15 protein-coding genes are annotated in these 15,153 nt (G+C 48.6%); 9 read left to right on the top strand and 6 right to left on the bottom strand.

Features of this window, described 5'->3' with window-relative positions:
- Nucleotides 1–286 precede the first annotated feature (286 nt).
- The 5 genes from EZV61_RS01220 to EZV61_RS01200 all read right to left on the bottom strand — a co-directional run bounded on the left by EZV61_RS01220 (nt 287) and on the right by EZV61_RS01200 (nt 3,939).
- Nucleotides 287–1,075 carry a metal ABC transporter permease gene (locus EZV61_RS01220; protein ID WP_114336900.1) on the bottom strand — a complete coding sequence of 263 codons (789 nt, stop codon included), beginning with the start codon at nt 1,073–1,075 and terminating at the stop codon, nt 287–289.
- Entirely contained in the window at nt 1,075–2,025 is a 951-nt protein-coding gene (locus tag EZV61_RS01215) for a metal ABC transporter solute-binding protein, Zn/Mn family (protein WP_131414685.1), read from the bottom strand. Before EZV61_RS01215 ends, EZV61_RS01220 begins: the two co-directional genes overlap by 1 nt.
- Nucleotides 1,964–3,196, bottom strand: coding sequence for a hypothetical protein (locus tag EZV61_RS01210; protein ID WP_240695130.1), 1,233 nt, complete (start codon nt 3,194–3,196; stop codon nt 1,964–1,966). The genes EZV61_RS01215 and EZV61_RS01210 overlap by 62 nt, the downstream gene beginning before the upstream one ends.
- A gap of 58 nt (nt 3,197–3,254) precedes the next feature.
- Nucleotides 3,255–3,569 carry a hypothetical protein gene (locus tag EZV61_RS01205; protein ID WP_131414062.1) on the bottom strand — a complete coding sequence of 105 codons (315 nt, stop codon included), beginning with the start codon at nt 3,567–3,569 and terminating at the stop codon, nt 3,255–3,257.
- 145 nt (nt 3,570–3,714) lie between these two features.
- On the bottom strand, nt 3,715–3,939 hold the full coding sequence (locus tag EZV61_RS01200) for a DUF2375 family protein (protein WP_114336898.1): 225 nt from the start codon (nt 3,937–3,939) through the stop codon (nt 3,715–3,717).
- Nucleotides 3,940–4,317: 378 nt separating this feature from the next.
- On the opposite strand from EZV61_RS01200, the gene frdA reads away from it, so the two are divergent.
- The 9 genes from frdA to EZV61_RS01155 all read left to right on the top strand — a co-directional run bounded on the left by frdA (nt 4,318) and on the right by EZV61_RS01155 (nt 14,430).
- Entirely contained in the window at nt 4,318–6,096 is a 1,779-nt protein-coding gene (gene frdA, locus EZV61_RS01195; RefSeq protein ID WP_131414061.1) for a fumarate reductase (quinol) flavoprotein subunit, read from the top strand.
- Nucleotides 6,093–6,932 carry a succinate dehydrogenase/fumarate reductase iron-sulfur subunit gene (locus EZV61_RS01190; RefSeq protein WP_130566215.1) on the top strand — a complete coding sequence of 280 codons (840 nt, stop codon included), beginning with the start codon at nt 6,093–6,095 and terminating at the stop codon, nt 6,930–6,932. Before frdA ends, EZV61_RS01190 begins: the two co-directional genes overlap by 4 nt.
- The gene (locus EZV61_RS01185; RefSeq protein WP_130566214.1) at nt 6,929–7,324 is read left to right on the top strand and encodes a fumarate reductase subunit C; all 396 of its coding nucleotides are present in this window, start codon (nt 6,929–6,931) and stop codon (nt 7,322–7,324) included. Before EZV61_RS01190 ends, EZV61_RS01185 begins: the two co-directional genes overlap by 4 nt.
- Nucleotides 7,321–7,674: a fumarate reductase subunit FrdD gene (frdD, locus tag EZV61_RS01180; RefSeq protein ID WP_131414060.1), complete on the top strand. Its 354-nt coding sequence runs from the start codon at nt 7,321–7,323 to the stop codon at nt 7,672–7,674. The genes EZV61_RS01185 and frdD overlap by 4 nt, the downstream gene beginning before the upstream one ends.
- Nucleotides 7,675–7,916: 242 nt before the next feature.
- The gene (locus EZV61_RS01175) at nt 7,917–8,690 is read left to right on the top strand and encodes a hypothetical protein (RefSeq protein ID WP_131414059.1); all 774 of its coding nucleotides are present in this window, start codon (nt 7,917–7,919) and stop codon (nt 8,688–8,690) included.
- Nucleotides 8,691–8,989: 299 nt separating this feature from the next.
- Nucleotides 8,990–9,694, top strand: a complete 705-nt coding sequence (locus tag EZV61_RS01170; protein WP_165569496.1) for a phytanoyl-CoA dioxygenase family protein — start codon at nt 8,990–8,992, stop codon at nt 9,692–9,694.
- Nucleotides 9,687–11,000, top strand: a complete 1,314-nt coding sequence (locus tag EZV61_RS01165; protein ID WP_165569495.1) for a class-III pyridoxal-phosphate-dependent aminotransferase — start codon at nt 9,687–9,689, stop codon at nt 10,998–11,000. The genes EZV61_RS01170 and EZV61_RS01165 overlap by 8 nt, the downstream gene beginning before the upstream one ends.
- A gap of 17 nt (nt 11,001–11,017) precedes the next feature.
- Nucleotides 11,018–13,006 carry an alpha-amylase family glycosyl hydrolase gene (locus tag EZV61_RS01160; protein ID WP_165569494.1) on the top strand — a complete coding sequence of 663 codons (1,989 nt, stop codon included), beginning with the start codon at nt 11,018–11,020 and terminating at the stop codon, nt 13,004–13,006.
- Nucleotides 13,007–13,020: 14 nt separating this feature from the next.
- A complete protein-coding gene (locus EZV61_RS01155; protein WP_131414055.1) occupies nt 13,021–14,430 on the top strand; it encodes an MATE family efflux transporter in 1,410 nt (469 codons plus the stop codon).
- Between the two features lie 66 nt (nt 14,431–14,496).
- Here EZV61_RS01155 and EZV61_RS01150 read toward each other — a convergent pair whose 3' ends face one another.
- Nucleotides 14,497–15,057 (bottom strand): NnrU family protein, encoded by a 561-nt coding sequence (locus EZV61_RS01150; RefSeq protein WP_131414054.1) that lies wholly within the window; start codon nt 15,055–15,057, stop codon nt 14,497–14,499.
- Nucleotides 15,058–15,153 lie beyond the last annotated feature (96 nt).

Below are 15,153 nucleotides of genomic sequence, written 5' to 3'. Positions count from 1 at the left end.
AGTTAGCGGTATCATGCTAGCAATAGATATCGCTAACACGAAGGCGATCTGTTTACTTATTGACCTTTGTCATATTCGAATAAATGAATGCGCTGGAACTGAGATCTGTATCACGCGGCAAACAGAGCCAAATGACGATTTCATAAAATGGAAATATTTCTTTATTAACAGAAGGAAAGATGAAGGTTGTGTGACAATAAGCGAGAAGACAAGTACCGTGGTAAAGAGAATGCGATGGCGACGCCACAAACATCACGGTGAAGCAGTGATGTTTGTGGCTTCAATGTTAATCCACTACAACAGCTGTCTTTTTCTGGTGCAGAATGTTACTTATCATGCGAAAAATAAGCCCAGTACAAGCCAGTGAACAGACCACGGTTGCTCCACTTGGCCAATCCAGCATTGCGGAAAGCCCCAAACCGATAACATAGGCGACTACGCCAACGCCGTAACCACACAGCAGACGCATAGGCCCTGGGGCTAACAGCCAAGTAGCCAACGTCGGCATAACTAATGATGCGAACACCAAATAGACACCCACTAAGCTGACAGAGCTCGTTATGGCGATAGCGAAAAGTGGATAGAACCAGCCACTCTCGATCAATTTAGGCCGCAAGTAAGTCAACAGCAGTATGCTCAGGTAAATCAATCCATGTACCCACAGATCTTGCCAGCTGACCCAAAGAATAGAGCCTGAAAGCGTCTGTTTTATCAGTTCAGCACCGTGTGGGTCATGAGAGAGCAGCAGTAACGCCAACGCCGCAGACACCACATAAACACAACCGATTACTGCTTCCAGTTCTTGCTTTAAACGCGTTTCGAGCCACGCCAACAAGCCCGCCCCCACCAATGCAAAACCGGCAGAAGCGAGGTAAGTGGCCCAGGCACCATAATGCTCGAAGTGCATTAACTGCGCAAAAACCACACCTAACGCGGCCACTTGGGCAATCGCCAGGTCGATAAAGATGATGCCACGTTTAAGTACTTGGTAGCCCAAAGGCACATGGGTTGCTAACACTAAGACACCGGCGCAAAGCGCCGGTAACAGGATCAATGTTAGATCCGCAAACTCCATCAGGCTCTCTCCACCGCTGCCAACAATTGTTGAATTATGCGTTGATAGAGCATAAACAGATCAGCAGTGTCATCCGCCCCCACACTGTACGCCAGTGGGATCACCGGCTCGTCAGCTTTTCCACCCAGCCATTGCGCTGCTTTCGGATCTTGATAGTTGGCGTAGATGATACCTAACAACGGTTGCTCCTGAAGCTGTTTCAACACGCTGGTTAGGTGGCCACTGGTGGGTGGCAACCCCGGCTTAGGCTCCAGATCAGCGATCTGGGTAATGCCCAACCAGTCAAACAGATAACGGAAAGAGCTGTGGTAAGCCACCACCTTCTGTCCCTGCAACGGTTTGGTTTGTTGTTCCCATTCAGCCAGTGCCGCTTGCCAGCGTGTGGTAAATGCTGTCAGCCGTTGTTGATAGTTATCGGCATTTTCAGGATCAATCTGCTGCAAGCGTTTAGCCAGTGCAATGGCAATCGTCTGTATGCGATGGGGATCAAGATGCACATGGGGATTCCCTGAAGCATGTACGTCGCCCATCAAGCGCGATACATTCTCCAGCACATCGAGCCGTTCAACCTGCTCGGCGGCGTAAAATGCCCCCGGCTGGCTATCACGGACATCACTATTATTGGCCTTCATCTGCAGCGCTGGTAACCAGCCGGTCTCCAGCTCGGCACCACTGCAAATAAACATATCTGCACGCCGCAGTTTGGCGATCAAACTCGGCCGTGCTTGCACCATGTGTGGATCCTGATAGGCGGTGGTAGCGCTGTAGATATCAGCATCCGGCACCAGCTCCTTGGCCAGCGCAGCCCATTCAGGTTCACAGGCAAAAATGTTCAGCGCCTGCACCTGCGGCGCCAACAATAGTAACGCAGCAAGCAGGGTTAAGCGTTTAGAAAAGGTGCGCACCGTGAGCCCCCATAGATCCAACGAACTGAATGGAGAAGATGTCATCATCCATATCTTCCATGCTCTCATCGCGGGTGTACTGTAAACGCACAGTCGCAAAATGAGAGTAGTTCCAATCCACCATCAGATCGGTGGCTTTAGGTTTAAATCCGTCACTGTAGGTATCAGACGGCTTCAGTTCACTGTAACGGATGCCAGCCGACCAGTTAGGTGACCAACGATAGACCACGCTGCTATACCAGCCTGTATTGTGGTCGTCTTGGCGCAGTTCGCGCTCAAATGCACCCTCATGCTCTTCACCGTACCAGCCATCTTCCTTAACGTAGAAATATTCACTCTGCCAAGTCAGGCTCTGGTATTTATAGTTGCCATTCGGCGCCCACTTCCAGACAAAATCAGCAACGTAGAAATCTTTGTTACCGTCAAAATCACACGCGCCAAACTCAAAGCCATGATCGTCGTGGTCATCATGATCGTCATGATCATCGTGGTCGTCATGATCATCGTGGTCATCGCCATGATCATGGGTGGAACACTCACCAAAATCATTGTCTGTGCGGAGCCAGCTAATACCCGCCTGCCAGCTATTCGACTCATCAAAGTCATCACCGAATTTTGCGTAAACATTGGTCGCGCCGATGTTGCTACTGGCCGCCGCGGGGAACTGACCGCCTTTAAATGCCTCTGCGCCCAGTTCAATATAAGTCTCGGTTGGGGCGATCCAATTCAGTCGCACACCGTCATCATAGTAATGACTGCCAACAAAAGCACGGTACACCAGCGGACGATCAACATAATTATCCGTGTGGGTGTGCTTACTGTTGAGATACCCCAGGTTCGACATAAATCGACCACCACGCACCGACAAGCCATAAGGCATCGCCATGGTTTGGACGAATGCTTCTTCCAGCTCTACTTCCGTACTGCCATCATGCTCTTCCAACACGGTGGTGACCTTGCCGTAAAACATCTCATCAAACGCAGCGGACAGCGCCAACTCGGTGTGATCTAACCAAAAGCCATCGTCAGGGCCTGCAGAATGATCGCCATCGATGGGCAAGTTACCTATGCCATGAAAGTCACTACGATCGGTATAGCCGACGTTAATCACAGCAGAGATGTTCGGGTTCATGCCGGTTTCGGCGAATAAAACGGTAGGCGCCATTGCGCCGATAAACGTGCAGGTCAAGGCACGGGAAATTGCATGCAGTTTCACAATAAACTCCAAAAAACCAAAAAAAGGTCGAAAGTTAAAATCGAATTATTTGTTTTGATTAAGCAGAGTAGGAAGGAGGACCACGGATGGTAGTACGACGAGAGGCCTGTTCGATCTGAACAACAACCAGCCCCTGATAGCCACCAAAATCAGCGACCAGCTCAGGAACAACAATGCCGGCAACAGCAAAACCAGGTTGCGCCTGCTGAAAATGGACGGCACAAACCGCATCGCTGTCCTGTAGATGGATCGGGTGCTCGGCATTGTGGATGCATTGCATGCCTTGCCAAAGCAACATGAAGACGAATAAAAGCCGTCCCAGCGACAAGCGCTGCAACACTGCTTTTTTTGATTGGCCGTTAATTGCGCCCACTCGTCTCACCCAATAGTAATAACAGGGGGATTGTATCGTTGAATTTGATAGTGGCAACCCTGGCGTTACACTTGGTCACAAAAAGATCACGAGCAGAACACAATAAAAAAGGGCCATTCAGGCCCTATTTCCAAATACTCAGTCGCTAAAAGTTCGCAGCAGGCGGGAGTTGTGCGTATCGCTCTCCAAGCGTATTCAACACTTCACAGTCTCCCTCCAGCACGGCGACAATCAAAGATGTCTGCCGAAAGTGCTCAGGCAGAATAACCCGTCCGCCTTTGGTATCCTTCATGTTGTAAAAGCAGCGACGTCTAATCTGCTGCAGATCCTGTATGTCGTAATATAAAACTGTAATCGTATCGTGTTGCATCGCCAGCCCTCCAGGTCGCCGTCAATGCGCTCTCCCGACGCATAGCACTACTCCATTGCTGCGCACTTCTTAATCGCTGCGTTAAGTAGAGTGTAGACCCGCATGTGAAGTAACTCTAATCAGAGTTAATAACGATTTGAACTAGCAAAGCGATCAACTTAAACAAAAACTAGTTTAGCGACTGCTAAATAATATAAGTACTTATACGGATCCATTTCACATATTTGCTGATAAAACAGGCAGATCGGCAAGGAACACTACGACTTGCAACGAAATTAGATTTAACTCAAAACCTGTGTGCCGCTGATCGCTACTATGGGATCAGACTTATAACTAGAAACACTCCTATAACCATCTTGCCTCGTCAGGAGGATACCCGTGCAAACGATTACCACAGATATAGCTATTGTGGGAGCCGGAGGAGCAGGCTTACGGGCGGCCATCGCCGCTGCTGAAGCCAATCCGGAACTGGAGGTTGCGCTAATCTCCAAGGTCTACCCAATGCGAAGTCATACCGTTGCAGCCGAAGGTGGCGCCGCCGGTGTGATCCAAGATCATGACCAACTCGACTATCACTTCAATGACACCGTGTCCGGTGGCGACTGGCTGTGTGAGCAGGATGTGGTGGATTACTTTGTCGAAAACTGCACCGAAGAGATGATCCAGCTGGAACACTGGGGTTGCCCCTGGTCTCGTAAGCCAGATGGCAGCATCAACGTACGTGCATTTGGTGGCATGAAGATTGAGCGCACATGGTTTGCCGCTGACAAAACCGGCTTCCATATGCTGCATACGCTATTCCAAACCTCAACCAAGTATCCCCAGATCAAGCGCTACGATGAGCATTTCTGTCTTGATCTGGTGGTCGAAGATGGCCGCTGTCAGGGTGTGCTCATCCAAGACATGGCAGAGGGTGAAACAAGCTTTATTCAAGCCAAGTCAGTGATTATCGCCACCGGCGGTGCAGGTCGTGTTTATCGCTACAATACCAACGGTGGCATTGTCACCGGTGATGGCATGGCGCTGGCGTTCCGCCACGGCGTACCATTGCGGGATATGGAGTTTGTTCAGTATCACCCAACGGGCCTTCCCGGCACTGGCGTACTGATGACCGAAGGCTGCCGCGGTGAAGGCGGCATTATGATGAACAAAGATGGCTACCGTTATCTACAAGATTACGGCTTAGGACCAGAAGTGCCGCTCGGCACAACCAAAAATAAGCATATGGAGTTAGGGCCGCGAGATAAGCTCAGCCAATGCTTCTATCAGGAACAGAAAAAAGGCCGCACCATCAAGGATGAGACTTGGGGTGATGTGGTTCATTTGGATCTGCGCCACCTCGGCGAAGCCAAAATTGACGAGCGCCTGCCTTTTATCCGTGAGCTATCCAAAGCTTATGTGGGTGTAGACCCGGTACACGCACCTATTCCAGTGCGACCTACGGTGCACTACACCATGGGCGGTATTGAAACCAACGGCCAATGTGCCACCTCCCTGCCCGGCCTCTATGCGGTCGGCGAGTGTGCCAGTGTCGGGCTCCATGGTGCCAACCGTTTAGGCTCAAACTCGCTGGCCGAGATCGTTGTGTTTGGCAAAGTTGCGGGTGAGCAGGCCGCACAGTTTGCTTTGAACAATAGCAATAGCGACAGTGCCAAACTGCAGGCGCAAGCCCAAGCGGGTCTCGATTCAGCGATGGCACTGCTTAACAGCGACGGCGATGAGTCGATGCCAGCGATCCGTAATGAGCTGGGACTGACCATGGAAGAGGGTGTTGGCATCTACCGCACCGAGGAGAGCATGCAGAAGTCCTGCGATGCGGTAGCGGCGCTGAAAGCACGCTTCAAAAACATCAAGATCGAAGATAAAAGCACGGTATTTAATACCGAGTGGCTGTACGCGATTGAACTTGGCTTCCTGCTCGACGTAGCGGAAACCATGTGTCACTCGGCGCTGCAGCGCAAAGAGAGCCGAGGCTCACATCAACGCATCGACGGCTATGAAGCCCGTGATGATGAGAACTTCCTCAAGCACACATTGGCCCATTTCAATGCGGAAGGCGCCCCAGAACTCAGCTATAGCGACGTTAAGATCACCAAGAGTCAGCCCGCTAAGCGTGTCTATGGTGCCGAGCTGGAGCAACAGGAGGCTGCGAAATGAGTTCAGCCCAAGAAAATATCACAGTAGAAGTACTGCGCTACCGGCCAGAGCAAGACGATAAGCCCTGGCTGCAAAGCTTTGACATCCCTTACAGCTATGAGATGTCGATCCTTGATGCGCTGCATTACATCAAAGATAACTGTGACAGCTCACTCTCCTATCGTTGGTCGTGCCGTATGGCGATCTGCGGTAGCTGTGGCTACATGGTTAACAAAGTGCCCAAATTAGGCTGTAAAACCTTCTTACGGGACTACGTTAAATCGAATGGCGGCTCAGGCAAGATCCGCGTCGAAGCACTGGCAAATTTCCCGATAGAGCGGGACTTAGTCGCCAAAATCGATGACTTTGTCGAAAAGTTGGAAACCATCAAGCCCTACATCATTCGGGAAACCGAGGAAAAACTGGCCGATGGGGCTTATCAGCAAACACCAGAAGAGATGGCTCGTTATAAGCAGTTTTCGATGTGCATCAACTGTGGGCTTTGCTATGCCGCCTGCCCTCAATATGGCTTGAATAATGAATTCATGGGCCCAGCAGCGCTGGCCTTGTTACAGCGTTATAACCGCGATTCCCGAGATCAGGGCAAAGGTGAACGCCTGCCAATTCTGAACTCAGAAGAGGGTGTTTGGGGCTGTACCTTTGTCGGCTACTGCTCGCAGGTTTGCCCAAAAGGCGTCGATCCTGCGGCAGCGATTAACCAAGGTAAGGTCGAAAGTAGTACCGACTATGTGTTGAATCTCGCCGGCATGAGCAAGGCTAAACAGTACAAAAGCGCCAAGCAGGAAAAACAAGCCGACTGCGGTAAAGGCGACTGTGGCTGCGGAGGTAAGTCATGAGTAAGCGTAAACCTTATACTCGCCCCATGGGGCCAACTTGGTGGGCAAGCCATCCCTACTATCGCTTCTATATGCTGCGGGAAGGCACCAGCGTGTTTGTCACCCTGTATACGCTCGCGCTGGTTTGTGCACTGTTTGCTCTGGTGAAAGGGGAAGCCGCCTGGGATGCCTATGTCGCTGCCATGAGCTCGCCGGCTGCTATTGTTTTCCATCTGGTTTGCCTCGCTATGGCGATGCTCCATGCGGTGACTTGGTTCTCCCTGACACCGAAAACTATGGATATCTGGATCAAAGGGAAACCCTTGCCTGAGAACCTGATTGTCGGCGGTCACTATGCTGGATTTGTAGTGGCGTCCATTGTCGTCATCGTTGCGATTGGAGGTTGGTTATGAGTTTTCAACGTTCTCACGAACCCATCGTCTGGTCGCTGTTTGGCGGCGGCGGTGTGGTTGCCGCATTCCTGCTACCCGCACTGATACTGGTTACCGGGATCATGGCACCTGCAGGGTTATTAGATGGCGACGCGCTGTCCTATGCTCGCGTGCTGGCCTTCAGCCAGCACTGGTTGGGTAAACTTTGCTGGCTCACCGTGATCAGCTTGCCGATGTGGCATGCCATGCACCGTATCTATCATGGCTTGCATGACCTGAAAGTGGGCGCGCGCGGTCTATTCTTTGTGCTTTGTTATGGCTTCGCTTTAGTGGTGACCATCGCCACAGGGACGCTGTTACTGGCGATCTAATTCGCGAAGTCCCCAACCGATAACAAGGCGCCATTCGGCGCCTTGATTATAATTCATCCAGCTTTTCGTCGACTGAACCACGCAATCACCCGTAAAAACTACTCCGAAATAGATAAATTACATGTTCAACCTCTAAAATGTTATCCCTAACATAACTAGAGCATTGCTTAGCATTAACTCTAATGCTTATGATGCTGCCCCGCTAAAACATTCTAACAAACAAGGTTGCAAAGGCTGAAAGGATGCAGAAAAAATCCCACTCCGTTTTACTTCTCGAAAGGCTAGAAGAGATAGGTCAGTCTCTGAGAAATACCCATCAGGCACTCGCCCTTCTAGGCTTAGGTTCTGTAGGCAAGGAACTAAGTCGACTTGACGATTTTTCAGACTTAGATTTTTTTGCCATTGTTCAGCCGGGTCAAAAATTACGGTTTATCGATCACTTAGATTGGCTTAGCAATATAAAACCCATCAGCTATTGCTTTCGAAACACTTATGATGGCTACAAGTTATTGTTTGAAGATGGCATCTTTTGCGAGTTTGCTGTATTTGAACCCTATGAACTAAATAATATTCCATTTTCACCTGGGCGTATTGTTTGGCAGCAGCATGATTTTGATAGCCAAGTATGTACCCCAAGATTAGACAAAGGTCCGCCAGCCTCTTCTGATGAAGAATGGCTTGTCGGTGAAGCGATCACCAATCTATATGTAGGTATTTGTCGATATCAACGAGGTGAAAAATTATCTGCGCTCAGGTTTGTTGAACAATATGCGCTCGACAGAATATTAGACTTAGCAACAAGAGTAGAAGAAGAACAACCATCACCCAAAGACCCGTTTGTTATTGATAGACGTTTCGAGCAACGCCACCCAGAAATATCAAGAGAATTACCGGACATGTTGCAGGGCTACTCTGGGATCGCTAAATCTGTTTTAACGCAATTGAATTTTCTAGAAAAACACTTCGATGTAAATAGTGCCATGAAAGAAGAAATATATCGACTTTGTCATCTTTAATCTATTATAGAACAGTCGATTTAAAGATTGACATCGACTCACAAATTTGAAGTAAAACCACATTTAGCAATGTGGTTTTACCCGTTACACATATGTAATAAATAAAGAAGACATATGAATCTTTCCTCCAACTCATTATTAGCAAAAGCTAATACCCTTCAAGCCACAATAACCCTTTAAATCAACGCCTTTAAAGCAATCCCTAATGAAGTGGTCGGAGCTTAAATATATTGACTTAGATCAAATTCAGGCTGAATATCCACCTCCTAATTTAATCTCAACTCATCAAGGGAATGAAAATGCCATTGGGAAATGAAGCATACAACTTCATCCGTGAACAGGGATACCTACATATACCCAGATATATGGATAGTGATACTACTCTAGAGATATATGAGGCCATTAGGGAGGTTGTTTTTCAAGAATCTCTGCGTGCTTACAATACGCCAGAATTCTACAAGCTCCATCAGGCGATCAATTTCACTTTCGATAATCCTCACCTAAATAATGAGATCTTAAGAAAGTTTTCTGAAAGCCTTTCCAAAGTATCAAACCAAATTATTGGTCCCTCTGATTTTCATATGACACTCATTCAACATAATAAATCTGGACTGAATCATAGTATCCCATGGCATCAAGATATCGATTCATCAGCTGAGCCTGGAAACTTCTATAATTTTCTTTTCTACCCCCATGACAGTAATGAATCTATTGGTGGGCTCCGGGTTGTACCTAAAAGTCATACCGCAGGTCCTCTTTCTCAGGGAGGAAGCCATGATTACCTAGAAGGCGAGATTACTATCTTTCCCAAGGCCGGCGATCTAATTATTGTTGACGGCTTAACCTTTCATGCGGTTAGCCCAAATTTGTCAGAACAAGATCGCGTCTCTTTTTGTACTCGATATATATCTAAAGAGCTTATCGGCACTAAAGCACTTGATATAGGAAGATATAGAACAGGTAGTTATGACTACGCTGAAAAAAAGGATTTAGATTTTGCGTAATCAAGCATCCGTAGAGGAATTTGAACTATTAGCAAGTGGTGTCACACCGGGATTTGCAGCGGCTCCTTATCAGTTCACCCATGGCAAAGGCGCTCGTCTTTTTGATGCAGACAACAACGACTACATCGATTTTTGTGCGGGTACATTCACAAATTCAATCGGCCATGCCCACCCGATAGCTGTCAAATTCATGCAAGAGCGAATCGCTGAGTTGTGGAATATCCACGATTACTCCACTCCGCTTCGCATCAAGCTACTGCGGTTGCTTAATGAAATGACACCGGAACATATAGACACCTTTCAGTTCTATACCGGTGGTAGCGAGACCATTGAGGCAGGACTGCGTGCGCTTCATTCATATCTTCCACCTGAACGCGCTAAGATCGTCTCTTTTGCAGGGGCATATCATGGCAAAACACTCGGTTCACGACAGCTGTTTGGCTGGCAATTTCCTGGGGAGTCAGATTGCGATATCACCCGACTGCCTTTCCCCGACAAGTTTGGCCTGCCAGCAGAGCAAAAAAACGCATATGAGCAGCACTGCCTTGAACTGATCGAAAGCTACTTTGCAAATGATCTCCACATCGGCGCAGTCATCTATGAGCCTGTGCTGGGCGCTGGGGGGAATCTCAACGCTTCGCCACTGTTTTGGAAACAATTCAATCAGCTATGCAAGCAATTTGGTGTATTACAGTTCGTCGATGAAATTTGCGTTGGCTTTGGCCGACTCGGGCACGATTTCTCATTTCAACAATATGATATAGAGCCGGACTTGGTCGCATTCGCAAAGGGGATTGGCGGCGGATTTCCCACCATGTGTATTGGTGGGCGCAAGGAGATCATCAACGCCAAGCCGTTTGGGGAAAAAGGCGGTGCTTCCACCACCTTTGGTGGCAACCCACTGTCGCTAGCAGCCATGTATATCACCATCCAGATATATCAGCAGGAGCAATTGGCCGCGAATGCCAAAGACTTGGAAACTCAACTGAAAGACCATGTAGAAAAACTGGCAAGCGCTTTCCCCGACATTTTTGATTTCCGCGTGACTGGGTTAATGGCCACGCTAAATCTTAAACATGGCACCGAAGAAGAAACGAAACGATTTGCGCTGACGCTGCATCGCCATTGTTTGGCACAAGGCGTCAAGGTGATGACCTTTGACCATCTTTTTCGCATTGCACCACCACTCAACATATCAACCACCGACCTAGATGAAGGCCTCAATCGCATGTTTGCGGCTTTCGAGCTTACGACCCAGCAGGGCGCGGTTCGCACCGACAGCGAAAACCTATGCCCCTCAGTGTAATCAACGGAAATATAAACATGGATACAGTAACAACAAAGTTGGCAGACACTAAGACGATCGGTTTATCTGCCACGTCATTAGCAAATAATGCGCTGTCGCACATGGATGACTTTCTTGCCAATAACTCCGCTTGTGGTGGCCGTGACGTATCGACCTTTAGGCAAGCTATCGCCAATGAGATTGAACAAATAGCCCAAGACTACACGGAGCTATATGCGCCACGCGCAGATGCACAAGACGTATTCATATCAACATTAAAGAGCGTTTTCGATCGCTGGTATAAGCGACCCACTCGCCTAGCGCAGCGTGACAGCGAACGCGTTAAGGATCCAGATTTTTACAACGACCATAAGATGATTGGTGCGAGTTGTTACATCGACCTTTTTGCTGGTGATATTCAAGGAATGATCGGAAAAATCGATTATTTCAAATCACTCGGTATCACCTATCTCTATATTTTGCCCCCTTTTAAAGTGCCGACAGGTGCTAATGACGGCGGCTTTGCTGTATCAGATTACAAGACCATTCGTCCCGATCTCGGCACGATGGACGAAATGACAGTCTTCATCGAGAAATGCCATGAAAACGGCATAGATGTGGTCTTGGACTTCGTTCTCAATCACACGGCTGACGATCATGAGTGGGCCTTGAAGGCACAACAAGGTCTCCCAGAGTTCGAAGACTTTTACATGTTCTTTGATGATGAGAATGAAGTGAATGAGATCATTCAACATGTCGAAGCGACCTTCCCAGACAAAGGCGAAAACATTGTCTTTAACCCGAAGGTAAATCGCTGGGTTTGGACCACCTTCATGCTCAACCAGTGGGACCTCAACTACCACAATCCAAACGTGCTGGCAGGCATGTTAGACAATGTATTGTTCCTCGCCAACGTAGGTGTGGATGTATTGCGCCTGGATGCAGTCTCTTTGGTATGGAAGGAAAAAGGCACTAGTTGTAAAAGCTTGCCGCAGATCCAAACGCTAGTGCGTTTGTTTACAGGGTTAGCAAAGTTAGCAGCACCGAGCATGCAATTCAAATCAGAAGCCATTGTAAAACCCCAAGAAGTCGCCGAATACGTCGATCATGACTCTGCCACCCTTGCTTATCGACCACTGTTATCGTCGACGCTATGGCATGCCCTTGCCACCGGTAGCGCCGATCTTATTGGAACAAGCCTGGAACGCTGGAGCGCGTTACCAAAACATTGCACATGGATTAATTACATACGTAGTCACGATGATGTGCCTTGGGTCTTCTCTGATCTTGATATCCAATTTACTGGCGCTGATGCCGCTGCAACCAAACTGTTTCTTGATACTTTCTATAGCGGTCAACATGAGGACAGCTTTGCCAAAGGCCTACCTTTTATGCGCGACAAAGACACCCATTTAGCCAGAATATCGGGCACCACTGCATCTTTAGCGGGTTTGGAGTCGGCACTGGCAAGTGCTGATCCAAGTGCCACCTCGATGGCGATCCAACGTATCGCATTGTTGCATAGCGTGTTTATGTCGGTCGGCGGTCTGCCGCTTATTTACTTAGGCGACGAAGTGGCAGCCTTAAACGACTATAGCTTTAATCACATTCCCGCCAAGCAAGACGACAGTCGCTGGGTCAACCGCCCCATGAAACTGTGGCAACAAGATGACGAGGCATTGCAATCGCCGTCCAGTCCCACCTTTCAAGTCTATCACGCCATTCGCCGAATGATTGCTGTGCGAAAGAACGAACCAAGCCTGACCAATGCAGCAATTAAGGTGCTCAACGTGGGACAACGTGCAGTACTTTGTTACCGCCGAGGTGAAGGCAAAGCCGCTGTCACCGTGATGGCAAATTTCAGTGAGTTCAGTGTGGACATAAACCCTCACTATCTTGCAATTAACGACATCTCTGGACAGTTCGTCGACCAGCTCAACGAGCAAGCAATTGATAGTAAAACAGGGATCACCTTGGCCCCCTATCAATCTCTGTGGCTAAAAAACAATAATTCCAAAGCAGTCTAAACAGGAAGTTAATAATGTACCCAAACATCAAACACGCGTTATCGAATACGCCAAACAGCTTCTATAAGAAGCTGTTTGCTCTGGCGATGCCTATTTCAATGCAACTGATTTTGGCATCCTCATTGTCACTTATCGATGTACTGATGGTGAGTTCGCTGGGCAGTGCTGAAGTGGCGGCAGTGGGCTTAGCCAACCGTTTCTTCTTTGTCGTCATTTTGATGATTTCAGGCGTTGCTACGGGGGCAAGTATTTTAGCTGCCCAATATGTCGGTAAAGGCGATATGGCAGGCGTACGGCGGGTTTTGTCGCTCGGTTTGTCGGTCTCTTTACTGGTGACTTTACCGATCTCTTTGGCGGCAGTGTTTATTCCTGACGTCATCATGGGACTCTTCAGCAACGACCCGGAAGTTATCGCGATCGGTGCCCAGTTCCTCAACATTACCGCGCCTTTCCATATGTTGATGGCCACGGTCTCTATCTTCGCTGCAGTACTCAGAGCCAATAGCCAAAGCATGCTGCCAATGGTGGTCGGATTTATTGCCGTCGTCACCAACACCGCACTCAACTATCTATTGATCTTCGGTCACTTTTCTATGCCAGCTTTGGGGGTTGAGGGTGCAGCTATCGCGACGACCATTTCTAAATGCGTTGAATGTGTGGTCATGCTAGGCACTGTCTATATCGGTGGCTCTGCCATTCGAGTAAATTTGGCGACCTTCTTTTCCAGCTTTAAAATGGATGAGATCCGCCGCTTTATGAAGCAAAGCCTACCACTGGTTTTCAACGAGTTCATCTGGGCGTTAGGTGTATTTTCATTCACCATTATTTATGCCCACATGGGCACCGAAGCGATTGCCGCTATCACACTACTCTCGCCCATCGAAGCGATCAGTATTGAACTGTTTATCGGCTTTACCAGTGCCGCCTCTATCATCATCGCCAATCGCCTCGGCGCGGATGAATTCCACGATGCCAAACGCGAAGCCTGGGTACTGACCACGCTGATCACACTGGGTTGTATCGCTTATGGGTTACTACTGGTTGGCTTTAGCGATCTTATTCTATCGATATACAGTGACGTCAACGAGAACGTATTGGCCATCGCTGCTGACGTCTTTATTGTGATTGCGGCCACGCTGTGGCTCAGACTTTTCAACGTAGTGACCTGTGTGTCTATTCTACGCAGCGGCGGTGACGTGAAGTTCACCTTGTATGTCGATATGGTAGTGATTTGGTTGATTGTGCTGCCATTAACGGCTGTCGCAGGTTTGATTTATCACATCCCTGTGCAGTGGGTCTTTGCTATCGCATTAGGCGCAGAGGCGTTAATTAAAGCACCGATCTATTCATTGCGAATTAAGACGCTGGTGTGGCTGAAAAACCTGGTCAAAGACCAGAAAAAACCCACCGTCGAACCGGCTTAAACAAACAGATATCAAGATAAAGACAAAGCGCCTACAGGCGCTTTGTCTTTATCTGCAACGATTGTTCTATACCAGGTAAGCACCAAACAGCTCTCCGTGGAAGCGCACGCAGATGGCATAAAGCAGTGCACCCAAGGCAACGACCAGCGCGTCACGCCAGTTCGCTTGCGGTGGCAAAGTGCATAACTTCTCTTGTTTCAGTGCCGATACCACAGCAAAGATAGCAAACAGACCAAAGCTGCCAAACAGCAGCATCGAAGCCAAATCACCATTGACGATCAGGTGCCCCCAACTCCAAAAGGCGATACCGAGTAGAAAAGGATGGTGCAAACGGCGTCTTAGATTACAAGGGATCAACATTGCCATCAGCAGAATGAAAAACAGTAGGGAAAACGCATAGGTTAAATGGCGCAAAATACCGGGCCAAACAGGCGACCAGAGATAGATATAATTGGCGATCGCCTTGCCATAAATAATCAGCGCCAGCCCACTCATCGAGAGCAAAGAAAACCCAATCTTATAGCCTGAATCGCCAAGGCGACGCACCAACATACCACGAATAGCAGGGCGATAAGGCACCAGATGCACGGCAAAAAACAGCAATAATCCAAAAGCCAGAATAGTCATAGTTACTCCATTAGACCCATGACAGGAACGGAAGTTAATTGTCGTCTTTTAAGCATGGCATATCGAGATGATTAGTCCCAAGCATTCCCTGCTGAC

The sequence above is a fragment of the Corallincola luteus genome, assembly GCF_004336975.1.
Lineage (GTDB): Bacteria > Pseudomonadota > Gammaproteobacteria > Enterobacterales > Neiellaceae > Corallincola > Corallincola holothuriorum.
This window is presented reverse-complemented; position numbering and strand designations above follow the sequence as displayed.